Origin of the sequence: Caballeronia sp. ATUFL_F1_KS39, from assembly GCF_023630985.1 — a bacterium.
Lineage (GTDB): Bacteria > Pseudomonadota > Gammaproteobacteria > Burkholderiales > Burkholderiaceae > Caballeronia > Caballeronia zhejiangensis.
This window is the reverse complement of sequence record NZ_JALQDZ010000036.1, coordinates 346,451-371,713: the sequence shown is the minus strand read 5'-3', so window position 1 is coordinate 371,713 and position 25,263 is coordinate 346,451. Positions and strand designations below refer to the sequence as shown.

Annotated in this window: 20 protein-coding genes and 1 tRNA gene; 9 read left to right on the top strand and 12 right to left on the bottom strand. The window is 64.0% G+C overall.

Annotated elements, in window-relative coordinates; genetic code table 11:
• Positions 1 to 6: 6 nt before the first annotated feature.
• From NCR93_RS18900 to NCR93_RS18890, 3 genes are all read left to right on the top strand, one after another.
• Positions 7 to 624, top strand: coding sequence for a DedA family protein (locus NCR93_RS18900; protein ID WP_175979539.1), 618 nt, complete (start codon positions 7 to 9; stop codon positions 622 to 624).
• 67 nt (positions 625 to 691) lie between these two features.
• A tRNA-Sec gene (locus tag NCR93_RS18895) sits at positions 692 to 787 on the top strand.
• Between the two features lie 70 nt (positions 788 to 857).
• Positions 858 to 2,657 carry a RecQ family ATP-dependent DNA helicase gene (locus NCR93_RS18890; RefSeq protein WP_175979538.1) on the top strand — a complete coding sequence of 600 codons (1,800 nt, stop codon included), beginning with the start codon at positions 858 to 860 and terminating at the stop codon, positions 2,655 to 2,657.
• Here the strand turns inward: NCR93_RS18890 and NCR93_RS18885 are convergent.
• The 7 genes from NCR93_RS18885 to NCR93_RS18855 form a co-directional block, all read right to left on the bottom strand.
• A complete protein-coding gene (locus NCR93_RS18885; RefSeq protein ID WP_175979537.1) occupies positions 2,623 to 3,624 on the bottom strand; it encodes a HEAT repeat domain-containing protein in 1,002 nt (333 codons plus the stop codon). The two genes, NCR93_RS18890 and NCR93_RS18885, sit on opposite strands and share 35 nt — an antisense overlap.
• The gene (locus NCR93_RS18880; RefSeq protein WP_175979536.1) at positions 3,621 to 4,451 is read right to left on the bottom strand and encodes an ABC transporter ATP-binding protein; all 831 of its coding nucleotides are present in this window, start codon (positions 4,449 to 4,451) and stop codon (positions 3,621 to 3,623) included. Before NCR93_RS18880 ends, NCR93_RS18885 begins: the two co-directional genes overlap by 4 nt.
• Positions 4,448 to 5,266, bottom strand: coding sequence for an ABC transporter permease (locus NCR93_RS18875; protein ID WP_208456974.1), 819 nt, complete (start codon positions 5,264 to 5,266; stop codon positions 4,448 to 4,450). The genes NCR93_RS18880 and NCR93_RS18875 overlap by 4 nt, the downstream gene beginning before the upstream one ends.
• Positions 5,267 to 5,270: 4 nt before the next feature.
• Complete coding sequence (locus NCR93_RS18870; RefSeq protein ID WP_008352837.1) at positions 5,271 to 6,677, bottom strand: ABC transporter substrate-binding protein; 1,407 nt, start codon at positions 6,675 to 6,677, stop codon at positions 5,271 to 5,273.
• Between the two features lie 17 nt (positions 6,678 to 6,694).
• A complete protein-coding gene (locus tag NCR93_RS18865) occupies positions 6,695 to 6,940 on the bottom strand; it encodes a 4Fe-4S dicluster domain-containing protein (protein ID WP_008352838.1) in 246 nt (81 codons plus the stop codon).
• A 10-nt stretch (positions 6,941 to 6,950) separates the two neighbouring features.
• Complete coding sequence (locus NCR93_RS18860; RefSeq protein ID WP_175979535.1) at positions 6,951 to 8,687, bottom strand: fumarate reductase/succinate dehydrogenase flavoprotein subunit; 1,737 nt, start codon at positions 8,685 to 8,687, stop codon at positions 6,951 to 6,953.
• A 68-nt stretch (positions 8,688 to 8,755) separates the two neighbouring features.
• Complete coding sequence (locus NCR93_RS18855) at positions 8,756 to 9,562, bottom strand: GntR family transcriptional regulator (RefSeq protein WP_008352841.1); 807 nt, start codon at positions 9,560 to 9,562, stop codon at positions 8,756 to 8,758.
• A 159-nt stretch (positions 9,563 to 9,721) separates the two neighbouring features.
• Here NCR93_RS18855 and NCR93_RS18850 point away from each other — a divergent pair, with 159 nt between their 5' ends.
• From NCR93_RS18850 to NCR93_RS18840, 3 genes are all read left to right on the top strand, one after another.
• Complete coding sequence (locus NCR93_RS18850) at positions 9,722 to 10,321, top strand: RBBP9/YdeN family alpha/beta hydrolase (protein WP_008352843.1); 600 nt, start codon at positions 9,722 to 9,724, stop codon at positions 10,319 to 10,321.
• 95 nt (positions 10,322 to 10,416) lie between these two features.
• Positions 10,417 to 11,418 carry a sulfate ABC transporter substrate-binding protein gene (locus NCR93_RS18845; RefSeq protein ID WP_175979533.1) on the top strand — a complete coding sequence of 334 codons (1,002 nt, stop codon included), beginning with the start codon at positions 10,417 to 10,419 and terminating at the stop codon, positions 11,416 to 11,418.
• Positions 11,419 to 11,509: 91 nt separating this feature from the next.
• Positions 11,510 to 12,802, top strand: a complete 1,293-nt coding sequence (locus tag NCR93_RS18840; RefSeq protein WP_175979532.1) for a chloride channel protein — start codon at positions 11,510 to 11,512, stop codon at positions 12,800 to 12,802.
• Here NCR93_RS18840 and NCR93_RS18835 read toward each other — a convergent pair.
• Genes NCR93_RS18835 through NCR93_RS18825 form a run of 3 tightly spaced genes read right to left on the bottom strand, consistent with a single transcriptional unit; the run spans position 12,727 to position 18,499 of the window.
• Positions 12,727 to 14,262, bottom strand: coding sequence for an efflux transporter outer membrane subunit (locus tag NCR93_RS18835; protein ID WP_175979531.1), 1,536 nt, complete (start codon positions 14,260 to 14,262; stop codon positions 12,727 to 12,729). The two genes, NCR93_RS18840 and NCR93_RS18835, sit on opposite strands and share 76 nt — an antisense overlap.
• A complete protein-coding gene (locus tag NCR93_RS18830) occupies positions 14,259 to 17,381 on the bottom strand; it encodes an efflux RND transporter permease subunit (RefSeq protein ID WP_175979530.1) in 3,123 nt (1,040 codons plus the stop codon). Before NCR93_RS18830 ends, NCR93_RS18835 begins: the two co-directional genes overlap by 4 nt.
• Complete coding sequence (locus NCR93_RS18825) at positions 17,378 to 18,499, bottom strand: efflux RND transporter periplasmic adaptor subunit (RefSeq protein WP_175979529.1); 1,122 nt, start codon at positions 18,497 to 18,499, stop codon at positions 17,378 to 17,380. Before NCR93_RS18825 ends, NCR93_RS18830 begins: the two co-directional genes overlap by 4 nt.
• A gap of 272 nt (positions 18,500 to 18,771) precedes the next feature.
• Here NCR93_RS18825 and NCR93_RS18820 point away from each other — a divergent pair, with 272 nt between their 5' ends.
• Positions 18,772 to 19,395 carry a TetR/AcrR family transcriptional regulator gene (locus tag NCR93_RS18820; protein ID WP_008352853.1) on the top strand — a complete coding sequence of 208 codons (624 nt, stop codon included), beginning with the start codon at positions 18,772 to 18,774 and terminating at the stop codon, positions 19,393 to 19,395.
• Between the two features lie 96 nt (positions 19,396 to 19,491).
• Positions 19,492 to 21,798 carry a mechanosensitive ion channel family protein gene (locus tag NCR93_RS18815; RefSeq protein WP_175979528.1) on the top strand — a complete coding sequence of 769 codons (2,307 nt, stop codon included), beginning with the start codon at positions 19,492 to 19,494 and terminating at the stop codon, positions 21,796 to 21,798.
• A 1-nt stretch (position 21,799) separates the two neighbouring features.
• Here NCR93_RS18815 and NCR93_RS18810 read toward each other — a convergent pair whose 3' ends face one another.
• A complete protein-coding gene (locus tag NCR93_RS18810) occupies positions 21,800 to 24,196 on the bottom strand; it encodes a phosphoketolase family protein (RefSeq protein WP_008352857.1) in 2,397 nt (798 codons plus the stop codon).
• A gap of 76 nt (positions 24,197 to 24,272) precedes the next feature.
• Positions 24,273 to 24,530 (bottom strand): hypothetical protein, encoded by a 258-nt coding sequence (locus tag NCR93_RS18805; protein ID WP_033536715.1) that lies wholly within the window; start codon positions 24,528 to 24,530, stop codon positions 24,273 to 24,275.
• Between the two features lie 267 nt (positions 24,531 to 24,797).
• Between NCR93_RS18805 and NCR93_RS18800 the strand changes: the two genes are divergently transcribed.
• Complete coding sequence (locus NCR93_RS18800; protein WP_008352859.1) at positions 24,798 to 25,205, top strand: hypothetical protein; 408 nt, start codon at positions 24,798 to 24,800, stop codon at positions 25,203 to 25,205.
• Positions 25,206 to 25,263: the final 58 nt, after the last annotated feature.

Sequence of the window (25,263 nt, the reverse complement as noted above, 5' to 3'; positions counted from 1 at the left end):
TGCCGGTTGATCCAGATTCCTCCGTCGGCGATCGTGCAATGGGGCGGCGCTGCCGTCTTCGCGAACGTTCTGCTGACGCGCCTCGGCGTGCCGCTGCCGTCCGCGCCTTTGCTCGTGTTCGCGGGCTCGGCCGTGGCGAGCGGACGCCTCTCTTTCGCGCATGTGCTGTTCGCGGCGCTGTGCGGCGCGTTGCTCGGCGACAGCGTGTGGTTCTCGGCGGGGCGCATCTACGGACGTCGGCTCGTCGCGGCGCTCTCGCGCAGATCGTATGCGGTCGACAGCGGGATGCGTACGACCGGCGAACTGTTCGAGCGTCATGGCGCGCCGATCGTCGCGGTATCGAAGTTCGTGCCGGGTCTCGGTCTCGTCACGCCGCCGCTGATGGGCACGACGCACATCGCCGCGCTCGCGTTCTTCTTCTGGGATACGGCTGGAATTGCCGCGTGGGCGTCGTTCTGGGTATTGGGCGGCGCGCTTTTCGAGCGGCAACTGCATGTCGCCGTGCTCGAACTGGAATCGCATGGCGCGACGGTGGTGGATGTGCTCGTCGCGGCGGCGCTCGTCTATTGCGCTTATCGGCTGCTGCGGCGGCGACAGCCGCGCTCGCGCGATGGCAACGGCTGAGAACGCGCCGTTATAATCGGACGCCCGGTCGAAATTCGATCGGACGTGCGGCGCCGTGGTTTTCAAAGGAAGGCATCCGTATCCGGTGGTGCGGCCGGGCTTCAAACCCGGTTGGGGATGTCAGACGTTCCCAGGTCGGTTCGACTCCGGCTGCCTTCCGCCAAGCAAGCCTGTCTCGCAAGGAACGCCAATTGCGGATGCCATTGCGCATCCACGATCCGCGTTACCTTCGAATGAACGACAGAGCCGACATCCACACGCAATCGCGCAAGCCGCTCGATCGCGAACTCGAAACCGCGCTGCGCAAAGTCTTCGGCTTTCCGCACTTGCGTCCCGGACAAGAAGACGTGATTCGCAGCGTGCTCGACGGCAACGACACGCTCGCCGTCATGCCCACCGGCGCGGGCAAGTCGCTGTGCTATCAATTGCCCGCGCTGCAATTCGATGGCATGACGGTCATCGTGTCGCCGCTGATTTCGCTGATGCGCGATCAGCTCACGAAGCTGGTCGAAGCGGGCATTGCGACCGCCATGCTCAACAGCACGCTCTCCGCGAGTGAACAGCGCGACGCGATGCAGGCCATCGCGCGACACGAAATCCGCATGCTCTTCGTCACGCCCGAGCGTCTCGTCGATGCCGAATTCACCGCCGAACTCACCGCGAAGGACATGCCGCCGATCGCGCTTGCCGTCATCGACGAGGCGCATTGCATCTCGCAATGGGGCCACGATTTCCGGCCGGCATATGTCGAACTGATCCACGCGATCAAGACGCTCGGCCGTCCGCCCGTGCTCGCGCTCACCGCGACGGCGACGCCCGCCGTCATCGTCGATATCGTGCGCGAACTGGAGATGAAGCGCGCGAACGTCATCCATACGGGCGTCTTTCGCGACAACCTGCATTTCAGCGTCGAACAACTCACGAACCCGGATGACCGGCGCCGGCGCGCGATCGAGATCGCGACGGGCGAAGCGGGGAGCGGCATCGTCTATTGCGCGACGGTCGCGGAATGCGAGGCGCTGCATGCCGCGCTCGTCGATGCGGGTGTCGAGGCCGAGCGCTATCACGGCAAGCTGTCGTCGGGCGCGCGCTCGTCATCGCAGGACGCGTTCATGGAGAACCGCGCGCGCGTGATGGTCGCGACCAATGCGTTCGGCATGGGCATCGACAAGCCCGACATCCGCTTCGTCATTCACGCGCAGATGCCCGGCAGTCTCGATGCGTACTATCAGGAAGCGGGGCGCGCCGGCCGCGACGGCGAGACCGCGCGTTGCACGCTGTTGTTCGAAATGAAGGACAAGCAGGTGCAGCAGTTCTTCATGAGCGGCCGATATCCGAGCGCGGAGATGATTGCGCGCGTCGCGGAGAAAGTGCGCGAACTCGCGAGCGACGATGCCGCCCGCACGCTCGACAAGCCGCTTGCGCGTCTGCGCGAAGCGTTGCCGAACATCGGCGCGAACAAGCTGCGCGTGGCGGCGGCGCTGCTCAACGATCTCGGCGTGACGCGTCGCACGCGGCGCGGCGGCATGAAGCTCGTCGACGACGATGCGGCCATCGCGAAGCTCGAAGGGGCGTCGCAGGAATACGCGGCGCGCAGCGAACGCGATCGCGCGGTGCTCGAGCGCATGATCGCGTATGCGCAGAGCGCGCAGTGCCGCTGGCGCATGCTGCTCGACTACTTCGCCGACGACATGAACGACGCGCGCACGTCCGCGCCGCTGCGCGCGAGCGATGTGCATTACCGCGCGCCCGACGACGAACTCGACGGCGGCCACTGCGGCGTGTGCGATAACTGCGTGCATCCGCCGGAGGTGATCGAGAGTCCGCGCGAAGTGCGCGAACAGATGCGCGCCAAAGAAGAAGAGCAAGCCGATCGCAAGACGAAGGCGTTCGCGCCGGGCGAGCGCGTGAAAGTGCGTCGTTATGGCGAAGGCATTGTCGAAATGATCAGCGGCGAGCGCGTCGCCGTGCGCTTTCCCGATGACGAGACGCGCACCTTCATCGCGCGCTATGTGAAGCGTGCCGCTCGCTGATCTGCGCAATCGCGATGCGCGCGGCCTTGCGCACTTCCGGATCGCCGTCGTCGAGTGCGGCTTCGAGCACGGCGAGCGCATGCGTATCGCCGAGTTCGCCCAGTGAAAGCGCGGCCTCCTTGCGCACGTTGCTGATCGGAAACGTCAGCAGTTCCGACACGGCATGCGTGCTTGCGACATCGCGCAAACGTCCGAGCGCGCGTGTCGCCTGCAACGTGACTTGCCAATAGTCGTCGGAGAGGGCGTTTTCCAATGCATTGCGCGCGGCGACGAGACGCAGCTTGCCGAGCGTCGCGGCGGCTTCCTCACGCACGCGCCACGCTCGATCGGAGAGCGCGTGGATCAACGTTTCGATCACGCCGTCGTCGGTGGCGAAGCCCAATGCGCCGACGGCAGCGTGACGCACTTCCGTCGAAGCATCGGTGCGCGCGATGTGCTTCAACTGCGGCAGCGCATCCACATGACGCAGCCAGCCCAGCACGCCGATGGCCTCGCGCCTCACGAACGGCGACGCATTCGCTAGCGCCGCAAGCGCAGGTCCGGCCGCGCTCGGCAAGCGCAATTCGCGCAACGCGCGCAAAAGGGCCGCGCGCTTGAACGCGCCGGCATCGGTATCGGCATCGGCGAGATGCGGCAGCAGGCGTTCGCCCGCGACGGGATCTTTCAACGCAGCGAGACTGTCGGCGGCGGCTTCGCGCGTATCGGTATCGGCGTCGTCGAGCGCGGCGCATAGCGCATCGACTGCTTCGTCCGTTTCCCACGCGCCGAGACGTTGCGCCGCGGTGCGACGCACGTCGGCATCCGTGTCGTGGCGCAGGGCATCGGCGAGCAGGGGCAGCCAGGCTTCGTCTTCGAGGTCGGCGGCTTCGAGCACGGCGAGACGGCGCACGGCGGCATCGGCATCGTTGAAGCGCGCGGCGAGGGCGGCGTCGGTGACGGTATCGAAAAGTGGATTGGTGTGCGTCATGAGAGAACGGAGTGTGATATGTCGATGCGCGCGGGCGCGTCGTTCGATGCGGCCATCGGGCTCGCAAGCGGATAACGAAGCAACGCGAGACAACGACGCTTCAACGCGACGAATCCGGCTTCCGTGACGAGCTCGCGTTCACGCGGACGCGCAAACGGCACGCGCAGTTCTTCGAGCACCGTGCCCGGGCTATGGCTCATCACGAGAACGCGATCAGCGAGAAAGAGCGCTTCGTCGATGTCGTGCGTGACGAACATGACCGTCGGACGGCGCTCGCTCCATACATCGAGCAGAAGCGCCTGCATCGATGCGCGCGTCTGTGCATCGAGCGCGCCGAAGGGTTCGTCCATCAGCAGCACGCGCGGCTCGTTGAGCATCGCGCGCGCGATCTCCGCGCGTTGCTGCATGCCGCCCGAAAGCTGCGCGGGATAGCGCTCCGCGAACGCGCCCAGCCCGACGCGATCGAGCAACGCCCGCGCGCGCAGATGCCGCTCGCGTTTCTTCACGCCGCGCATCTTCAGTCCGAACGCGACGTTATCGAGCGTCTTGCGCCACGGCAGCAGCGTGTGTTGCTGAAACACCATGCCGCGCTCGGGATGCGGTCCTTCGATGAGCTTGCCATCGAGCGTCGCGCGGCCCGCGTTCGGCGCGACATGTCCCGCGAGCGCGGCAAGCAAGGTCGACTTGCCGCAGCCCGACGGCCCGAGTATGCAGACGAATTCGCCCGGCTCGATGACCGCGTTCACATCGCGCACGGCGGTGAATGCGCTCGCGCCGTCGCCCAACGCAATGCCGAGCGCTTCGAGTTGGATGCGGCCCGCGCTCATCGAATCCTCCCTGCGGCGAGCCACGGCGTGAGCCGCGTGCCCGCGACGCGCACGAGCGCGCTGCTGCCCATGCCGAGCAGGCCGATCAGCAACATGCCGACGACGACATCGGGATAACGCTGCACCGTGTACGACTGCCATGTGTAATAGCCGATGCCGTATTGCCCCGAGATCATCTCGGCGGTGACGAGGCAGAACCACGACGTGCCCATGCCGATGGCAAGGCCGGTGACGATCGCGGGCGCCGCGCCCGGCAGGATCACTTCGCGCAGGATCACGCGATTGCCCGCGCCGAGACTGCGCGCCGACGACACGAGCCGTGGCTCCACGCCTTCGACGCCGTGTATCGTGCCGAGCAGGATCGGAAAGAACGCGCCGGTGAAGGTGATGAAGATCATCGACATTTCGGAGGAAGGAAACATCAGGATCGCGAGCGGAATCCACGCGACGGCGGGAATCGGCCGCAATACTTCGAGCGGCGTGAGCAACGCGAGGCGCGACCATTGCGAGCGGCCGATGGCGATTCCGAGCACCACGCCGCTCGCCGCCGCCGCGACATAACCCGCCGCGATGCGTCTCACGCTGCTCGCGAGATCGGCCACGAGCTTGGGCGAATGCGCGAGATCGATGATGGCCGCGAGCGTATCGGCGGGCGTCGGCACATTCTCGAACGTGACGATGCCGAGGTTCCAGCGATGCGTCGTCGCCAGATGCCATAACGCGATGCACAGCGCGAGCGACGCCCACTGCACGCCGGCGCGCGCGCCGCGTGAACGCAGCAACGAAGGAGCGGAGTATGCGAGCGTCGCCATCATGGCCTCATCGGTTGGCGAGCGCGGTCGGCTGGCGCGCGGCGGCGAAGTCGAGCACTTGTCCGCCGTGCGCGTTCGCCCAGGCCTCGGCGCGATCCTTCAGCAGGAACGCGTTCAACTGGCCGTCGCCTGTCTTCGCGAACCATGCCTGATTGCCGAGCAGCTTGATGCCGCTCTCACGATCCTGCGCATAGAACGCGCGCACCTGTTTGCCATCGCGTTCGAGCGTGCCGAGCTCGCGCACCGCTTCTTCCGGCGACGCATAGCTGCGCACCTTCGGCTCGCCGCGCACCCAGATCTGCGCGACGCGATCCGTCTTTGCGATGGGCTTGCCCGTCAGCGCATCGTTCGCGACGAGCGGCGTCGGCGCATAGTTCTTCAGTGCCGCTTCGTAGTCGAGATGCTCGGCCTTGAATGCGGCGCGCAAGTAACTATCGTCGATGAAGCTATTGGCGTTCAGATCGCCGTCGGCACGCTTGAGCAGCTTGAGCGTATCGAACGATGTCTGCACGGCCTTGCGATACTCGGGCTTCCATGTGAGATCGCGCGTCTGCAAGCCGAGCGGACCGTGAAAGAGATAGTCGACTTCAGGCTCGATGCCCGTCACCTTCGCGATCAGCTCGCTGTACTTCTCGGGTTCCGCCGTGAGCAGACGATTCGCTTCGATCGCGGCACGCAAGTACGCGACGACAATCTCCGGATACTTCTGCGCATAGTCCTTTTCGACGAGCGTGCCGTGCAGCGTAGGCGATCCCGCCTGCGAGCCGTCGTAGATCTTGCGCGCGAAGCCGCGATACGGAAACAGCTCCGCGAAGGGCACGAAGTCCGCGTGCGCGTCGATCTTGCGCGTCTGCAATGCGGGTCCGGCGACTTCGGGCGCCTGCGTGACGATATTCACATCGCGCTCCGGGTCCCATCCTTGCGCCGCGACCGCGCGCAGCAACATGCCGTGCGCGGTCGATGCGAACGGAACGGTGATCGTCTTGCCCTTCAGATCGGCGATGGACTGCGCGGGCGAATCCGTCGGCACGACGATGCCGTTGCCGCTGCCGCGCACGCTGCCCGACAACACGCTGATGAAGATGCTGCTCTTGCCGGCCTTCTGATTCGCGACGCCGTTCAACACGCCGGGGAAATCCGCCATCGAGCCGAAATCGAGCTTGCCCGCGACCATCTCGTTCGTGATCGGCGCGCCGCTCGTGAAGTTCTTCCATTGAACGTCGTATTGCGCGTCCTTGTATTTGCCATCGTGCGGCAAGTACTTTTCGAGCAGATGCAGTTCGCGGATCAATGCGCCGCCGGCTGCGGTATTGATCGTCGTGTCCTGCGTGCCGATAGCGACGCGGATCGTTTCCGCATGCGCAGCGCCCGCGAACAAGGCGACTGCAAGCGCGATGGATAGCGTTCGTTTCATGAAGCGAGTCCTCGTCATCATCGAAGAAGATAGGGAATGTCGACATGCACGGCATTGGTCGGGCAATCGCGTTCGCAGGGCATGCAGTACCAGCATTCGTCGAACTTCATGAAGGCTTTGCCGGTGTCGGGATCGATTGCGAGCAGGTCCATCGGACAGACATCGATGCAGACCGTGCAACCCTTGTCGGCGATGCACTTGTCTTCGTCGATCATCACGGGAAGGCTCGAGCGCTGGCGCGCTTCGCGGGGCACGAGTGCCATGTTCTCTCTCCTATGCAGCGACGGGCTGCGACGTGCGAGCCACGCGCAGACGCGAATACGCGCCGCGCTCGGACTCGTCGACGGGAACCACGTACGGTTCCACGGGTTTCTTGAAGGACGTCATGCGTCCCGATGCATCCTTCTTCAGATGCGTGTGGCAGAACCATTCTTCATCGTTGCGCTCAGGAAAATCGACGCGATGGTGATAAAGGCCCCAGCGGCTCTCCGTGCGATACAGCGACGCGCGCGCGGCCATTTCCGCGCAATCGAGGATCGCGGCGACTTCAGCGGCGCGCATCAGCTCGTGCGGATCGGCGGCGCCGAGACGCTCGATGTCCTCGCGAATCTCCGCGAAGCGTTGCAGGCCGATCTCCATGCGACGCGTGACTTTCGGCGGCTGTAGATAGTCGTTCACGAAGCGGCGCAGCTTGTATTCGACTTGCGCGGGCGGCAGGCCATGTTCGCGCGACAGCGGCGCAAAGATGCGGGCACGCTCATGTTCGATCTGCGATGCGTCGAGCGCGGGCAGCGCGCGGCCGGCGACATGCGCGGCGGCATCTTCACCGGCGAACCATCCGTAAGTGAACGCGCCGAGCATGTAGTTGTGCGGCACGGCGGCCATGTCGCCCGCCGCGTAAAGCCCTTGCACCGAAGTGCGCGCGTGCTCGTCGACCCATACGCCCGATGCGCTGTGTCCGCTGCACAGGCCGATCTCCGAGATGTGCATCTCGATCATGCGCGAGCGATAGTCGTTACCGCGCCGCGCATGAAAGCGCCCACGGCTCGGCCGCTCGTTGGTGTGCAGGATCGTTTCGATCGTTTGAATCGTTTCTTCCGCGAGATGATCGAGCTTGAGAAACACCGGCCCGTTGCCGCTCTGGAGTTCCTGATAGAACTCCCACATCATTTGCCCGCTCCAGTAATCGCATTCGATGAAGCGCTCGCCCTTGCCATTCGCCGTATAACCGCCGAGCGGTCCCGTCACATACGCGCATGCCGGGCCGTTGTAATCCTTGATGAGCGGATTGATCTGGAAGCATTCGAGATTGGCGAGTTCCGCGCCTGCGTGGTACGCCATCGCGTAACCGTCGCCGGCGTTGGTCGGATTCTCGTACGTGCCCATCAGATAGCCCGATGCGGGCAGGCCCAATCTGCCGGCCGCGCCGCAGCAGAGAATGACCGCTTTCGCGCGGATCACGTAGAAGTCGGCGGTGCGGCAATCGAAGCCCATGACGCCCGCGATCTCGCCATTCGGGCCATTCAAAAGACGCGTGGCGACGACGCGATTCGTGATCTCCACGCGCGCACGCTTCAATTGCCGGTACAGCACCTTCTTTACGTCGTGACCTTCGGGCATCGGCAAGACATACGCGCCCATGTGATGCACCTTGCGCACGGCATAGTCGCCGGTATGGTCCTTCTCGAACTTCACGCCCCAGCGATCGAGCTCCTCGATGGTCGTGAAGCTGTGGCGCGCATACGCATAAATCGTGGCCTGATTGACGATGCCGTCGTTGGCCACGGTGATTTCCTTCGTGTACTGCTCGGGGGTCGCGTGGCCGGGAATGATCGCGTTGTTCAGGCCGTCCATGCCCATCGAGATCGCGCCGCTGCGCTTCACGTGCGCCTTGTCGATGAGCAGCACGCGCAGATTCGGGTCGCGCTGTTTCGCCTTGACGGCGGCCATCGGCCCAGCCGTGCCGCCGCCAACGACGACGATGTCGTATTCGAGTTCGTGGGTCTGCATGATCTGGTTTCGCCGCTTGTTATGACAAGTCAGGACCAGATTCTAGAAGTGCGCGAACCGCGAGGGAATCAATTGTTTTTGCTTTGCTTGTGCCTGCTTCGAATAACGCGCGATGCGGCGGGCGAGGTCCGTTCGCGATCGATGCGCAGCCGATACTGGAACGTATCGCCTCGGAAATAGAGGTATTCGAAGTCGATGGGCTTGCCGCCGGCATCGTGCGTGAGGCGCTCGATGCGCAGAAGCGGTGCGCCTTTTTTCACGTCGAGCGCATCCGCGATGTCGGGCGCGGCGGCGATGGCGTCGATCGCCAGATCGGCGTGACCGAGCGGCACGGCGCAGTCGTTTTCGAGCATCAGGAAGATATCGCGCGTGGCGAGCTCCGTGCGCTTCAGGCGTTTGCCGATGGCTTCGGGCAGGAACGTCACTTCGTACGAAACGGGCGCGCGATTGAGCAGGCGCACGCGATGAATCTCGGCGACGCTGCTGCCTTCGGCAAGCGCGAGTTGCGCGGCGACTTCGGGCGGCGCGGCCACGACGCGCATCTGCACGACGCGATTGATGATCTCGTGTCCGCTCTCCGACATCGCCTCGGCGAAACCCTGCAGCGACGTCACGTTCTGAAACGCCTTCGGTTGCGATACGAACGAGCCCTTGCCGTGGACCTTGAAGATCAACCCTTCCTTTTGCAGGTCGCCGAGCGCCTGGCGGATCGTGATGCGGCTCACGTCGAACATCGTCATCAGCTCGCTTTCCGAGGGCATGCGGCTCATCGGCGGATAGCGGCCATCGAGAATGCCGGAGCGCAGCACGTCCTTGATCTGCGTGTAGAGCGGTACGTGCGAATCGAGCGAAACGGAAGGGCGACGGGTCGGCATGAGAGCGGGAAGGGGAAGGAAGGCGGGCGCTTCGAGCTGCGATTATAGCGGCGCGCCCCGGCGGCATCGCCATAAACAAATGACGAAATATTGGTTAGCGCCCGCTGCGCGCTGCACGAGAATGGAACCTGTCCAGTTCGAGTCCAGCGAGGATCGAAGATGAATCATCGTAACGCGCCCGATGCACGAAACGCAGGAAACGCGGTCACGCTCGTCACGGTGCCCGGCTTGCACGGCAGCGAGGACGCGCACTGGCAGAGTTGGCTCGAACGCGAGATGCCCGGCACGCGGCGCGTCGAGCAACGCGACTGGAGCACGCCGAATCTCGCGATCTGGAGCGATGCCGTCCTCGACGTCCTCGCGGGCATCGACGGTCCTGTCGTCATCGCGGCGCATAGCTTCGGCTGTCTTGCGGCAGGACATGCGCTGAGTCACGCATACTTGCCGAACGTGAAGGGCGTGCTGTTCGTCGCGCCCGCGAGCCCGGCGAAGTTCCGTTTCGCGGGCGCGTTCAATGCGCGCAGGCTCGATACGCTGTCGCTCGTCGTCGGCAGCGAGACCGATCCGTGGATGCCGCTCGACGACGCGCGCACGCTCGCGCAGCGCTGGAACAGCGCGTTCGTCAATCTCGGCGATGCGGGGCATATCAATACATCGGCGGGATTCGGGCCGTGGCCGCTCGCGAAGCATTTCGTCGAAACGCTCGCCCGCCGCGCGTCGCCCGAATACGAAGAGGAGGAACAGCGCGCGTATGGTTGACCCCGCTGTCTGAATTCGTTCAATGTATGCATGGCCGCCCTCGGGCGGCCTTTGTCTGTTGTGCGGTAGACAAACCCCTTGTCTCTGGAGAGAAAATGGCAGTTCACAAGAAGCTGATGGTTACGGTTGCACTCGGCATCGCGGCGAGCTTCGCGCATGCGGACACGACGCTGCTCAACGTCTCGTATGACGTGACGCGCGAGCTGTACAAGGATATCGACGCGGCCTTCGTCGCGGACTACAAAAAGAAGTCGGGCGCGACGGTATCGGTGCGGCAGTCGCACGGCGCATCGAGCGCGCAGGCGTTGTCGGTGACGCAAGGTTTGCAGGCCGATGTCGTCACGATGAATCAACCCAACGACATCGACTTGCTCGCGGAGCGCGGTCAGCTCGTGCCCGCGAACTGGCGCAGCCGTCTGCCGGACGCGAGCGCGCCCTACACGACGACGATGGTTTTCCTCGTCCACAAGGGCAATCCGAAGAACATCAAGGACTGGAGCGATCTCGCGCGGCCCGGCGTGCAAGTGGTGATAGCGAATCCGAAGACATCGGGCAACGGACGCTATGCGTATCTCGCGGCATGGGGCTTCAAGAAGCAGCAAGGCGCAAGCGACGCGCAGGCGCAAGACTTCGAGAAAGCCGTCTTCAAGAACGTGCCCGTGCTCGATACGGGCGGGCGCGGCGCGACGACGACCTTCACGCAGCGCGGCATCGGCGATGTGCTCGTCACCTTCGAAAACGAAGTCGGCCTGATGAGCGCGGGACCGGGCGCGAAGGACTTCGAGGCGGTGTATCCGTCGGTGAGTCTGCTCGCGGAACCGCCTGTGTCGATCGTCGACAAGGTCGTGGACAAGCGCGGCACGCGCAAGGAAGCGCAGGCGTATCTCGACTTTCTGTTCACGCCTGCCGCGCAGGAAATCATCGCGCAGCATCATCTGCGTCCGCGCAACGCCGACGTGCTTGCAAAACACGCGAGCGAGTTCAAGCCGCTGAAAACCTTCACCGTCGAGCAGATGTTCGGAAGCTGGCAGAAGGCGCAGCAGACGCATTTCGCCGATGGCGGCACGTTCGATCAGGTCGTGGCGGACAAGAACTAGCGTCGTTCGTATTCGAAACTGCGTGCGCAGCGCGAAGAGCAACGGGCGAAGTTGGGATTAAGCTGTACGTTTTCCCCCAACGGTGACTGCGATGCCCTCGTCGAACGCAAGCGCGAAGCTCATCGTCGTTACCGTGCTCGTCGGTCTGGGCGCGGGTCTCGGCGGCATGTCGCTGGCGCTCTTGCTGCATCTGATCCAGCACGTCGCGTTCGGCTACAGCCTCGATGCGTTCACCAGCGGCGAAAGCTTTCTCGAAGGCATTTCGGCTGCGTCGCCCGCGCGGCGCTTCATCGTGCTGACGCTTTGCGGTGTCGTCGCGGGCGTCGGCTGGTGGTGCGTGCATCGCTTCGGCAAACCGCTCGTCAGCATCGCGAAGGCCGTCAAGGCCGACGATCCGCGCATGCCGCCCGGCAGCACGATCGCGCATGCGCTCCTGCAGATCGTCACGGTCGCGATGGGCTCGCCGCTCGGCCGCGAAGTCGCGCCGCGTGAAATCGGCGCGTTATGGTCCGGCTGGCTCGCGCACTACGCGGGACTCACGCCCGCGCAATCGCGCATCATGGTCGCGTGCGGCGCGGGCGCGGGGCTTGCCGCCGTCTATAACGTGCCGCTCGGCGGCGCCGTGTTCGTGCTGGAAGTGCTGCTCTGCACGTTCGATGGCGCGATCATCGCGGCGGCGTTCGTGACGTCGTCGATCGCGGCAATGGTCGCGTGGATCGGGCTCGGCGACGGGCATCAGTACCATCTGCCAGACTTCACGCTGAACGCGCAACTGCTCGCGTGGGCCGTTGTCATGGCGCCGGTTTTCGGGGCGGCCGCGCGTCTTTTCGCGAAGCTCACGAGCGCCGCACGCGAAAACGCGCCACGCGGCAAGACGTTGCCTGTGCTGACGATCGCGAATTTCGCGCTAGTCGGCGCGCTGGTCATGTATTACCCGCAGCTCGCGGGAAACGGCAAAGGTCCGGCCGGTCTTTCCTTCGAAGATCACGTGAGCTTCGCGCTCGCGGGCGTGCTGCTCGTGCTGAAGGTAACGATCGAAGTGAGCTCGCTGCGCGCGGGCGCGCAAGGCGGCCTGCTCACGCCGGGCCTCACCAACGGCGCGCTGCTCGCCATCGTGCTCGGCAGTCTGTGGAACGGCATCTGGCCGGGCACGCCGCTCGGCGCGTTCGCGGTCATCGGCGCGGGTGCGTTTCTCGGCGCGGCGATGCAGATGCCGCTGACCGCGCTCGTGCTGATGCTCGAATTCACGCGTTTCGATCACGACTTCCTGATTCCGTCGGCGATTGCGATAGCGGGCGCGACGCTCACCTATCGCTGGCTCGCGCAACGTTCGCCCGCGCCTTCGGCCGCGCCGCAGCAAACGTTGCGAGGTCTCTCCGACTGATCGTCCGAACATCGCGTTTGCACGACCGATGCTTCCGGCGCAACCGGCGAACCCATCGCCTGAAAGAGCGCGGCGGTATCGCTCAGACGCGCGCTGCTCGCGCGGATCGTCGCAAGCCGCGCGTTGAGATGCTGCTGCTCGCTGCCGCGCGCCGCGCGAGGCGGGATCGCGCCGAGACGCACGCGCGCAGCCGCATCCGCCGATGCATCGCGTGCCGCGTTGCTCGCGCGATCGGCGAAGGCGAGCGTTTCGCTGTCGGTTTCGAGCGACGCCAGCGTGTTCGCGACGTTCTGAAACGCCGCGAGCACGGTCTGCTTGTACTGCGCGACGGCGGCCTCATACGTGGCGATGGCCGCGCGCCGTTGCGCGAGCAGCGCGCCGCCATGAAAGATCGGCTGCGACAGGGATGCGCCCACGCTCCACAACGCGCCCGCGCCCGAGAGCGCGGTCGGCCAGTCGAAGCCGCCTTTGCCCATCGATGCCGATATCGACAAGCTCGGAAACAACTGCGCCGTCGCGACGCCGACTTGCGCCGCCGACGCCTTCAACGCCGAATCGGCGGCCTGGATGTCGGGGCGCGTCTGCAGCAATTCCGACGGCAGCACGACCGGCACATCGGACGGCACGGCGAGGCTCGCGAGATCGAGATCGTCGGGCGCCTGATCGGGCGTGCGTCCGAGCAGGACGGCGAGCGCGTGGCGGGTCGCAAGCCATTGCGCGCGCAAGCCCGGCAATTGCGATGCGAGCGACGCCGCGTTCTGCTGCGCGGCGAGCATGTCGGCGCGCGATGCGGAGCCGAGCGCGTAGCGGCGTTCGGCATCGTGCGCGTCGTCGTTGGCTAGCGCGACGAGACGCGTCGTCACGTCGATCTGCGCATGCAACGCGGCCGCGCCGATCGCACCCGTCACGATGTTCGCAGCAAGCGCACGGCGCGCGGCATCGAGTTGAAAGGCCTGTTGGTCGACCTGCGCGGCAAGCGATGCATTCGCATAGCGCGCCGCGCCGAAGAGATCGAACGTGTATTGCGCCTGAATCTGCCCGACGAAGAGGTTGTAGAGCACGGTCGGCGGGCCGCCCTGCGGAATGCCGAAGCCGCGTTGCCGCGTCGCTTGTCCGCCCGCATCGATCTGCGGCAACAGCGACGAACCCACTTGCGCGCGCAACTGTTCGCGCGCCGCGACGAGGCTCTTGTCGGCTGCCGCGAGATTCGGGCTCGCGCGCAAGCCTTCATCGACGAGTGCATTCAGCGTATCCGACCGATAGCGCTTCCACCATTCGGGCACGGGCTTCGCGCCCACATCGAAACGTTGCGACGCGCCTTCTGCGCTCACGCTCGCCTGCACTTGCGTTTCGGCGCCGTAATGCGCGGGCTGCGGCATCGCGGGCGGCTTGCCATCGGGGCCGAGCGCGCACGCATTCAACGCGACGCACGCGCAAGTCATCAATAGCCGGCGATTCATGACGATGCTCCTTCGCGTTCGTCGAGCTTCACGCGAAACCACGCGGCATAGAGCGCGGGCAGATAGAAAAGCGTGAGCACGGTCGCGCTCGTGATGCCGCCCATGAGCGCGGTGGCCATCGGGCCGAAGAAGTTGCTGCGCAGAAGCGGAATCAGCGCGAGCACGGCGGCGGCTGCGGTCAGCGTGATAGGGCGGAAGCGCCGCACCGTCGCGCCGATGATCGCATCGAATCGCTTGTGCCCCGACGCAATGTCCTGCTCGATCTGATCGACGAGAATCACCGAGTTGCGCATGATGATGCCGAACATCGCTATGACGCCGAGCATCGCGACGAAGCCGAACGGCTTGCCGAATGCGAGCAGCGTGACGACCACGCCGATGAGTCCGAGCGGCGCGGTGAGCACGACCATCATCACGCGCGAGAAGCTCTGCAATTGAATCATCAGCAGCGTGAGCACCACGATCACCATCACCGGCATCTGCGCGTTGATCGACGCCTGACCCTTGCCGCTTTCCTCCACCGATCCGCCCACTTCCACGCGATAACCCACGGGCAATGCGCGGCGAATCTCGTCGAGCTTCTCGTCGATGGCGTGCGTCACGTCGATGCCTTGCGCGTCGCCCTTCACATCCGATTGCACGGTGATGGTCGGCTGGCGGTCGCGTTCCCAGATCACGCCGTACTCGAGCGTATCGACGACGCGGCCGAGCGCCCCCAGCGGCACCGGTCCGTGCGGCGTCGGCATCGCGATCGTCGCGAGCCGCGAAGGATCCACACGCTCGGCGCGCGGCGCGCGCAAGTCGACGCTGATGAGCTTGTCGCGCTCGCGATACTGCGTGACGGTCGTGCCGGTCAGCGTCATCGCGAGAAAGCTCGATATGTCCTGCGACGTGACGCCCGCATCGCGCGCCTTCTGTTGATCGATCTCGAAGCGCACCGAGCGCTCCGATGGCTCGTCCCAGTCGAACTGCACATTCGTCGTGCGCGAGTCGGCACGCATGTCGGCGGCTACTTGTTCCGCGATATGACGCACCGTGCCGATATCGTCGCCGCTCACGCGAAACTGCACCGGATAGCCGACAGGCGGACCATTCTCCAGACGCGACAGGCGCGTACGCACGGCGGGGAAGCGCTCGCGCAACATCGGATCGAGCCAGCGCGCGAGCTGCTCGCGCGCTTCGACCGACTTCGCGGTGACGACGAACTGCGCGAAGTTGGGCGTCGGCAATTGCTGATCGAGCGGCAGATAAAAACGCGGCGCGCCGGTGCCGACGAAGCTCACCACATGATCGATTTCATCGCGGCCCTTCAACGCTTCTTCGAGACGCTTCGCTTCGCGCAAGGTCGCTTCGAACGATGCGCCTTCCTGCAATCTCACGTCGATCAGAAGTTCGGGTCGATCCGAGCTGGGGAAGAACTGCTGCGGCACGAGCGTGAAGCCGGCCATTGCGATGACGAAGAGCACGACCGTGACTGCGAGCACGACGAAGCGCCGCTTCACGCACCAGCCGACCCATCGGCGCAGGCGTCCGTAGAACTTCGTGTCGTAGATATCGTGTTCGTGATCGTCGGGCAGATGCGCTTCTTTCTTGCGCTCGGGAAGCAGCTTGTAGCCGAGCAGCGGAATCAGCACGACCGCCGCGAGCCACGATGCGATCAACGCGATCGCCGATACTTCGAAGATCGAACGCGTGTACTCGCCGGTACTCGACTTCGCGAGCGCGATCGGCAGAAAGCCCGCGACGGTGACGAGCGTGCCGGTCAGCATGGGAAACGCCGTGCTCGTGTAGGCGAACGCGGCGGCGCGCGTGCGGTTCCAGCCTTGTTCGAGCTTCACGGCCATCATCTCGACGGCGATGATCGCGTCGTCGACGAGCAGACCCAATGCGAGAATCAGCGTGCCGAGCGAAACCTTGTGCAAGCCGATATCGAAGAAATACATGAAGAGCGCGGTGACGGCGAGCACGATGGGAATCGAGATCACGACGACCATGCCCGTTCGCGCGCCGAGCGATACGAGGCTCACGATCAGCACGATGACGACCGCTTCGGCGACCGCTTCGAGAAAGTCGTCGACGGAATGCGAAACCGCTTGCGGCATGCTCGATACTTCCGTCAGCTTCAAACCCGCCGGTAGTTGCGCACGCAACTTGATCATCGTTTCATCGAGCGATTTGCCGAGACGCACGACGTCTTCGCCCGGCTGCATCGTGATGCCGATGCCGAGCACGGGCACGCCCGCCGAACGCATCTGCGTGACGGGCGGATCGATGTAGCCGCGCTTGATCGTCGCGATATCGCCGAGCCGGAACGAACGCCCGTTCACGTTGATGAGCGTATCGGCGAGCGCGTCCACGCTCTTGAACTGGCCGCTCGGACGCACGAATACGCGATCGTTCGGCGTGGTCAGCACGCCCGCGCTCGACACGGCGTTCTGCCCGTCGATGGCCTGCGCGATCTGCTGCGGCGAAATGTTCAGACGCGTGAGCGTCGTATTGGGGATCTCGACATAGATGCGCTCTTCCTGATCGCTGAAGTAATCGACCTTCGCGACGCCCGGCACGCGCAACAGAACCGTGCGCAGCGAATCGGCGTAATCGTGCAGTTGCGCGGGCGAGAAGCCGTCGCCTTCGAGCGCGTAGATGTTGGTGTAGACATCGCCGAACTCGTCGTTGAAGAAAGGGCCTTGCGTGCCGGGCGGCAAGGTCGCGGCGATATCGCCCACTTTCTTGCGGATCTGATACCACTCCTCGGGCACGTCTTTCGCGGGCGCGGAATCTTTCATCTGAAAGAAGATCAGCGATTCGCCGGGACGCGAATAGCTGCGCATGAAATCCGTGTAGGGCGTTTCCTGCAGCTTGCGCGCGATGCGGTCGGTCACTTCCTCCTGCACCTGTCGCGCGGTCGCGCCGGGCCAGAACGTGCGGATCACCATCACGCGGAACGTGAAAGGCGGGTCTTCCGACTGCGCGAGCCGCGTGTACGCGAGGATGCCGAAGATCGTCGCCATCGCGATGAGAAACACGACGAGCGCGCGATGCCGCAGCGCCCACGCGGAGAGATTGAAGCGGCCTTCTTCGTGGCGATAGGCGTCGTTGTCTTCGCGTGTATCGCTCATGACGCGAAGTCCTCGGGATGCAGCGGCGCGACGACGCGCACTTTCTCGCCCGCGGACACCGTATGCACGCCTTGCCACACGATGCGCTCGCCCGCCGCGATGCCGCCCGCGAGCGTCACCGTGCGCTCGCCATAGCGCGCGACTTCGACGCGCCGCAGTTCGAGCGCATCGCCCGGTTGCTTCACGATCCACACGGCGGGATGGCCGTTGTCGTGAAAGAGCGCCGTCGATGGAATCGTGAACGCGCCTTTCGCGTCGCTGGCTGCCGCGAACGCGATGTCCGCCGTCATGCCGAGCCGCACATCGGGCGTCGGCGCTTCGAGCGTGAGCTTCGCGCGCCAGGTGCGGCTTTGCGTGTCGGCGGCGGGCGACAGTTCGCGCACGCGCGCCTTGAAGGTCTTGCCGGGCAGTGCCGCGAGCTTCACGTTCGCTTCGCGTCCGACGGCGAACGCGGCGAGCGCGGCTTCGGGCACGTCGCAGATCACGTCGATATCGCCGCTCCATGCAAGCGTATAAACGGCCTGGCCTGCCGTGACGTTCTGGCCGGTGTCGGCTTGCTCTGCGGTGATGACGCCCGCGTGATCGGCGGCGAGCGTCGCGTAGCGCAGTTGATCGGCGGAGAGCCCCGCTTGCTGCTGCGCCTGATTGCGCTGCGCGAGCGCCGACGCATACGCGTTCTGCGTCTGTTCGAGCTGCGCGGGCGCGATGAGATTTTCGGCGGCCTGCGCGCGATCGCGATCGAGTTGCTGCTTTGCATAGACGAGCTGATGCTCGGCCGCATCGAGCTGCGCGCGGGCGCTGGCGCTGTTCTTCTCGGCATCGGCGGGATCGAGCCGGGCGACGACTTGCCCCGCCTTCACGCTATCGCCGAGGCGCACGCGCCGTTCGAGAATCTTGCCGTTGATGCGAAACGAGAGCGGCGTCGAATAACGCGATTGCACCTGACCGGGCAGGCTCGACGCGGTCGCGTGGCCGTCGGCTTGTGCCGCGACGGCGACGACCGGACGCGGCGCAGGCGCAGGCGCTTCATGCCGCTTGCAGGCGACGAGCGCAACACAGACGATCGGGACGAATGCCGCGCGCGCCACGACCGACGCGGGTGAGTGCAAGAGCTTCACAGGAACCTCGGCGCCCGCAAGGGCATGGTGCCGCGCGCCGCGAAGACGTGACGCGCCGCTCGTGGGCAAAGCAGGGGAAATGGGTTGTCCGGGGCTGTCCGGCAGCAATTTCGAGAAACGAGCCTGAATGGGGCGGATTGATGCATCGACCTGAAAGCCCCGTCCGGCAAGGGTTTCGACGACCCGGACGCAAATACGAAGTGAATTCTAATACACACTTGTATCTGAATGCAAAGACGGATTCGTAAGCCCTGCGGTGCTACACTGCGCGCATGAAACCAGTCCGTCTCACCCGCGAGCAGAGCCGTGACCAGACGCGCCAGCGTCTGCTCGACGCTGCGCAAGCGGTTTTCACGAAGAAAGGATTCGGCGCATCGAGCGTCGAAGATGTAGCCGCCGACGCGGGCTACACGCGCGGTGCGTTCTATTCGAACTTTTCTAGCAAGGCCGAGTTGCTGCTCGAAGTGCTCAAGCGCGATCACGACACGATCATGCAGCGCCTCTCCACGATTTTCGAAGATGGCGAGGCGTCGCGCGCCGACATGGAAGCGCGCGTGCTGCAGTACTACAGCGAGTGCTATCAGAACAACGCGTGCTTTCTTCTGTGGGTCGAAGCGAAGCTGCACGCGAGCCGCGACGCGAGGTTCCGCGCGAGCTTCAATGCGCTGATGCGCGAACTGCGTCAGACCACGACCGATTACATCCGCGCTTTTTCCGAACGCGTGGGCACGCCGCTCACCATGCCGCCCGAACAGATGGCGCTCGGCCTCATCGCGCTGTGCGACGGCGTGCAGTTCTTCTATTCGTCGGACCCGCAGTCGGTGCCGGCGCAATTCGCCGAGGACGTCCTCGCGCAATTCTTCCGGCGTGTCGTGCTGAGCGGCGCCGCCGAATAGGACAGCCTGATGGCACGCCTGAATTCGATACGCTAATCTTTGCGCGAGAGCCGTTCGCGATCTCGCGCAACGGCGATGATCCTGGAGGGCGACTCCATGAGCGCATTCACGCGGCGCATCGATGCGAGGCGTGTCCTGATGGCACTCGGTGTCTTGATCGGATGTTCGTGCGTGTTTCCGGCGATGGCCGCGCCGCTGACCGGTGCGATGCAGAAGTTCATCGCGCCGCAGACGCCCGCCGATGCGACCGCGGCGTCCGCGCCGTCGTCCGCGAGTCAGGCCGAAATGGTGCGTTCGCTGAACAACCTCATCGGCACGCTCGACAACGACGCGCAACGCAGCGCGCTCGTCACGCAATTGAAAGCGTTACGCGATGCGACGCAGAGCGCCGCGCCCGCCACGCCAGCGCCCGCCAACGCCGATCTTCTAGGCGCGATCGCATCGGGCATTGCATCCGTCGAAACGAATCTCAGCGAAGGGCTCACGCCGATGCGTTTTTGGACCGCGCGCGGCAGTGCGGCCGCGGGCGAATTGCAGGCCGTCGTCACGGGCGCGAAAGGCGAATCGTTCGGCAGGATCGTCAGCGGCATGGGCGCGACGCTCGCGGGATGGGGCCTGTGCGCGTTCTTGCTGATCCGCGTGCAGCGGCGCATCTTCGCGCGCTATGGCCGCGACGTCGCGCTCGCGCCGAATCCGACATCGACGCAATTGCTCGCGTTCGCGCTGCGTCAGACGGGGCCGTGGGTCGTCGCGTTCATCGCGGTGCTGCTCTTCGTGCGCGCGATGCCCGATGCGCTCGGCCGCACGCTCGGGCTCGTCATTGCTTATGCGATTGTCGCGGGCTCGATCTTCTCGGCCATCTGCATGATCGTGTTTTCGGTGTTCAGCACGGCGCATCGGCGCGTGGCCGTGCAGCAACTGCTGACGCGCACGCTCTGGCCGCTCTTTGCGATCGGCGCATCCGGCGCGCTCGGCGATGCCACCGCCAACGCCGATGTCACGCGGCAGCTCGGCCCCAATCTCGCGGGCATCATCTCGACCTTCGCGGGGCTCGCCGCCGCGTTGCTGTGCGGCTATTTCGCGCTCGCTTACCGGCGGCCCGTGACGCATCTGATCCGCAATCGGCCGTATGCGCGCAGGCGCGATCATCAGTTCGCGACGGAAGCGCTCGATATCCTCGCGTCGCTATGGCATATCCCGATACTGCTGATCGCGGTGGCATCGGTGGTCGCGATCATCGACGGGCGCGGCGCGGAAGGCGACGTGCTGCGGCCGTCGTTATTGAGCGCGGCGCTGCTCGTGCTTACGCTGTTCGCGTCCGCGCTGCTGCTGCATTTGACGCGCCGGCGCGACACGCGCGCGCAGCGCCGCGCGCCGCATCTCACGCGCCTGTTGCGCTTCGGATGCACGCTGATCGTATTGTTGATCTGGCTGGCTTATCTGCGCTTCGAGCTCGAGCTATGGAGCGGACCGATCGCGCGGCTCATCAGGCACAGCGCGATGACGCCCGGCTTCAGGCACGCGCTGATCGCGGTCGTCGCGACGGTGTTCGGCGCGTGGTTCATCTGGATCGTGCTCGATACCGTGATACTCGAAGCGCTCGGCCAGAACAGTTCGCGCAACAAGGCACTGAGTCCCGGCGTGCGCGCCCGCACGATGTTGCCGCTCGTGCGCAATGGCATCTTCGTGACGGTCGCGAGCCTCGCGGCCATCGTCGCGTGCGCGAGTCTCGGCATCAACCTGACGCCGCTGCTCGCGGGCGCCGGCGTGATCGGCCTGGCGGTCGGCTTCGGCGCGAAATCGCTCGTCACCGATCTGATCACGGGGCTGTTCATCATCGTCGAGGAGACGATTTCGGTCGGCGACTGGATCGACATCGACGGCGGACACGCGGGCACCGTGATGGACCTGACGATCCGCACGGTGCGCCTGCGCGACGGACAAGGCGCGGTTCACACGATTCCGTTTTCGCAGATCAAGATCGTGAAGAACCTGTCGCGCGATTTCGCGAATGCCGTGTTCGAAGTGCGCGTGCCGTTCTCGGCGAAGCTCGACGACATCACGCGCATGATCAACGAAGTGGGCGCCGACATGATGGCCGACTTTCGCTTTCGCAACGAAATAATCGGGCCGGTCGAAGTGTGGGGACTCGATCGCTTCGAGTCGAACTGCATCGTCGTGAAAGGGCAGATCAAGACGAAACCGCTCCAGCAATGGAGCGTCGCGCGCGCCTTCAATGCGAGGCTCAAACTCAAGATGGATGAAGCGGGCATCGAGATGATGTTGCCGCAGATGCACATCCAGACATCGAAGGAGAGCGACGAACGCTCGCAGGCTCAGACCCGGCATGCAGCGGATGGCGCCGTGCAGCCGGATCTTCGCGTGCTCAAGGAATCTCCGTGATTCAGAAGGGCCATACCCAGTCGGCGATTTCCGGCTTGTCGGTGCCGTGCGTATGCGCGTAATCGAGGTGACGGATGATCGCGTTCTTCATGTCCTCCCTCAAGTGCGCGGTCCTTGCCTGGAGGCGCGGCACGCGATCGAGCACATCGATGACGAGATTGAAACGATCGACCTGATTGAGTATCGCCAGTTCGAGCGGCGTGTTGATGTTGCCTTTTTCCTTATAGCCGCGAACGTGCAGATTCTCGTGATTGTGAAAGCGATAAGCGAGCTTGTGAATCAGCCACGGATAACCGTGGAAGTTGAAGATCACAGGCTTGTCGAGCGTGAAGAGGCTATCGAATTCACGCGCGCTCGATCCGTGCGGATGCTCGGTGTCGGGCTGCATCTTGAAGAGATCGACTACGTTCACGAAGCGCAATTTCAATTCGGGCAACTGCTCGCGCAGGATCGCCGCGGCGGCTAGCGCTTCTTGCGTCGCGACATCGCCGCAAGAGGCGAGCACGACGTCGGGCTCCTCGCCTTCATCGGTGCTCGCGCGCCGCCATATGCCGATGCCTTTGGCGCAATGAACGATCGCTTCGTCGATGGTCGCGAATTGCAGATGCTTCTGCTTGTCCGCGACGATGATGTTGATGCAGTCGGTCGAGCGCAGACATTGATCGGCCACGACGAGCAGTGTGTTGGCATCGGGCGGCAGATACACGCGCGTGACCGAAGGGCTCTTGTTCGTGACGAGATCGATGAAGCCCGGGTCCTGATGCGAGAAGCCGTTGTGATCCTGCCGCCATACCGTCGATGAAAGCAGAATCGTTTCCGACGAAACCGATGCGCGCCAGGGCACATGGTTCTTGCAGATGTCGAGCCACTTCGCATGTTGATTGAACATCGAATCGATGACATGCGCGAACGCTTCGTACGTGTGGAAGAAACCGTGCCGCCCTGAAAGCAGATAACCCTCGAGCCAGCCGAGCAATGTGTGCTCGGAAAGCATTTCCATCACGCGGCCGTCGCGGGACAACTCGCCGCCGTCTTCGTCTTCGGGTAGAAGGTCGGCCATCCAGACTTTCTTGCTGACTTCATAGATCGCCTGAAGCCGATTCGAGGCCGTTTCATCGGGGCCGAACACGCGGAACCGGTCCATGTTGCAGCGCATGACGTCGCGCAGGAATGCGCCGAGCGGACGGGTATTTTCGTGCAGGAGCTTGCCGGCCTGACCGACATCGACGGCATAGTCGCGGAAATCGGGCAGCTTGAGTTCCTTGCGCAACGTGCCGCCATTCGCATGCGGATTCGCGCTCATGCGCCGTGTGCCAACGGGCGCGATCGATCTGATCTCTTCACGCAGGCGGCCGGTTTCATCGAAGAGTTCTTCGGGCTTATAGCTTTGCATCCAGCGTTCGAGCACGGCGAGATTCGCGGGATTGTTATGCACGTCGGAGAACGGCACCTGATGGGCGCGCCATGAACCTTCGACCTTATGTCCGTTGATTTCCTTCGGACCGGTCCAGCCTTTCGGCGTGCGCAAAACGATCATCGGCCAGCGCGGCCGTTTCACATGGCCATCGTTGCGCGCCTTGTCCCAGATCGCGCGGATGTCGGCGGTCGCGGCATCGAGCGTTTCCGCCATCTTCTTATGCATCTCGTTGTGATCCGATCCCTCGACGAAATAAGGCCGATAACCATAACCGACGAACAAGGCCTCCAGCTCGTCATGACCGATGCGCGCGAGGATCGTCGGATTCGCGATCTTATAGCCGTTGAGATTGAGGATCGGCAGCACCGCGCCATCGCGCGCGGGATTGATGAACTTGTTCGAGTGCCACGCCGTTGCGAGCGGACCGGTTTCCGCTTCGCCGTCGCCGACGACGCACGCGACGATCAACTCCGGATTGTCCAGTGCCGCGCCATAAGCGTGCGAAAGGCTATAGCCGAGTTCGCCGCCTTCATGGATCGATCCCGGCGTTTCGGGCGTCACATGCGAGCCGATATGCCCCGGAAAGGAAAACTGCTTGAAGAACTTCTGCATGCCTTCGGCATCTTCGCTCTTGTCCGGATAGACCTCCGAATACGTGCCTTCGAGATACGCGGGACCGAGCACGCCGGGCGCGCCGTGACCGGGGCCGGCCATGAAGATCACGTCGATGTCGTCGCGCCTGATGACGCGGTTCAGATGCGCCCATACGAACGACAGTGCGGGACTCGCGCCCCAGTGCCCGAGCAGCCGGTGCTTGACGTGTTCGGCCTTCAGCGGTTCGCGCAGCAGCGGGTTATCGGCGAGAAAGATCATGCCCGCCGAAAGATAATTGCACGCGCGCCACCACGCATCGACGAGGCGAAGTTCATCGCCTTCGAGAGCAGAAGAATGCGACGCGCCATTTCTGGAGTGCTTGCTCATCACGAGGTCTCCTTTCATTGAAGGTTCATCGGCGATTGCGGGAATGCTATGGACAGGAAACAACCTGTCCCGCACATCAATACTTGATATTGCGTGCTGCCTGTCGTCCCTGTTGCTTCGTGTCGCGTTTGTCGTGACGGCAACTCGCGTTCGATTGCTGATTCGCCGCGCGGCAATCCTGTTTCGTATGGCGTGCGTGCTGTCGCGTGTCCTGGCGGACGTCGCGTCCCGCGCGGCGTTGTTGTGCCTGTTCCGTTGCGAAAGAGGCATTCGGTATGGCGCAGACGAGTATTGCAGTGGACAAGGCAATGAGTCGGAGCTTGCGCGCAAACATGATGTGGTCTCCGGAAGATGCGTGATCGGAGTCGATCCGCTCTTCAAGATAGATGCTGCGCGCACAGTTGTGAAACCCGTCATGCAATTCGAGAATCACATTTCGATTCGTTGCACAATTCGTGATTACGATTCGATGGCGTCATTGTCAGGAAACGCACCGCCAAATGAATTAAAATGATTTAAGAGCGCTGAATTTCATTCGACCGTAGCGTCTTTCGGGCATTCGATGACACGTCTTATCCGAAGGTATTGCGTCGCCGGCATCATGGCTTTTGTTGTCGGCAGCTTCGCATCAGCCAGCGAACAGGCTCGCCTGATTCCCAATCAGCGCGTGGCGGCGAATGTGCTGTTCTTTCCCGCGCCAGCCATTGTCTCGACGGAAAGCGTGTCTCGCGTCGGGCCTCGTCATCCGCGATATGCATTCAAGGGCACGATGGACGCGCTCGACGCCATCGCATTGTCGAAGTACGAAAGAAATGTTCATCCCGATCTGAGCCAGCTCGCGCGGGCTTATCCCTTGCCGCTATCGCCCAATTCGGCGCCCGTTCGGGTGCAGCCGCGCGACGACATCACGAACGACACGGACGATTGGCATTTCTCTGCCAATCCGCAGCTCGGCGTGAATCACGAGCATGAAAAGGGCATGACATTCTCGGTGCGCCACGACTTTTAAGCGAACGCCCGAGCCCGTGCTCGCGCGCGATATTTTCAGGTTGCCGGTTATCGTTTCG

What these genes read in the sequence shown, in the direction of transcription:
- NCR93_RS18875 (WP_208456974.1), bottom strand. Translation starts at nt 5,266, where the DNA reads ATGATGGCGACGCTCGCATACTCCGCTCCTTCGTTGCTGCGTTCACGC.
- NCR93_RS18800 (WP_008352859.1), top strand. Translation starts at nt 24,798, where the DNA reads ATGGCTTTTGTTGTCGGCAGCTTCGCATCAGCCAGCGAACAGGCTCGC.
- NCR93_RS18840 (WP_175979532.1), top strand. Translation starts at nt 11,510, where the DNA reads ATGCCCTCGTCGAACGCAAGCGCGAAGCTCATCGTCGTTACCGTGCTC.
- NCR93_RS18815 (WP_175979528.1), top strand. Translation starts at nt 19,492, where the DNA reads ATGAGCGCATTCACGCGGCGCATCGATGCGAGGCGTGTCCTGATGGCA.
- NCR93_RS18855 (WP_008352841.1), bottom strand. Translation starts at nt 9,562, where the DNA reads ATGCCGACCCGTCGCCCTTCCGTTTCGCTCGATTCGCACGTACCGCTC.
- NCR93_RS18830 (WP_175979530.1), bottom strand. Translation starts at nt 17,381, where the DNA reads ATGAGCGATACACGCGAAGACAACGACGCCTATCGCCACGAAGAAGGC.
- NCR93_RS18805 (WP_033536715.1), bottom strand. Translation starts at nt 24,530, where the DNA reads ATGTTTGCGCGCAAGCTCCGACTCATTGCCTTGTCCACTGCAATACTC.
- NCR93_RS18820 (WP_008352853.1), top strand. Translation starts at nt 18,772, where the DNA reads ATGAAACCAGTCCGTCTCACCCGCGAGCAGAGCCGTGACCAGACGCGC.
- NCR93_RS18890 (WP_175979538.1), top strand. Translation starts at nt 858, where the DNA reads ATGAACGACAGAGCCGACATCCACACGCAATCGCGCAAGCCGCTCGAT.
- NCR93_RS18865 (WP_008352838.1), bottom strand. Translation starts at nt 6,940, where the DNA reads ATGGCACTCGTGCCCCGCGAAGCGCGCCAGCGCTCGAGCCTTCCCGTG.
- NCR93_RS18860 (WP_175979535.1), bottom strand. Translation starts at nt 8,687, where the DNA reads ATGCAGACCCACGAACTCGAATACGACATCGTCGTCGTTGGCGGCGGC.
- NCR93_RS18810 (WP_008352857.1), bottom strand. Translation starts at nt 24,196, where the DNA reads ATGAGCAAGCACTCCAGAAATGGCGCGTCGCATTCTTCTGCTCTCGAA.
- NCR93_RS18835 (WP_175979531.1), bottom strand. Translation starts at nt 14,262, where the DNA reads ATGAATCGCCGGCTATTGATGACTTGCGCGTGCGTCGCGTTGAATGCG.
- NCR93_RS18880 (WP_175979536.1), bottom strand. Translation starts at nt 4,451, where the DNA reads ATGAGCGCGGGCCGCATCCAACTCGAAGCGCTCGGCATTGCGTTGGGC.
- NCR93_RS18870 (WP_008352837.1), bottom strand. Translation starts at nt 6,677, where the DNA reads ATGAAACGAACGCTATCCATCGCGCTTGCAGTCGCCTTGTTCGCGGGC.
- NCR93_RS18850 (WP_008352843.1), top strand. Translation starts at nt 9,722, where the DNA reads ATGAATCATCGTAACGCGCCCGATGCACGAAACGCAGGAAACGCGGTC.
- NCR93_RS18885 (WP_175979537.1), bottom strand. Translation starts at nt 3,624, where the DNA reads ATGACGCACACCAATCCACTTTTCGATACCGTCACCGACGCCGCCCTC.
- NCR93_RS18845 (WP_175979533.1), top strand. Translation starts at nt 10,417, where the DNA reads ATGGCAGTTCACAAGAAGCTGATGGTTACGGTTGCACTCGGCATCGCG.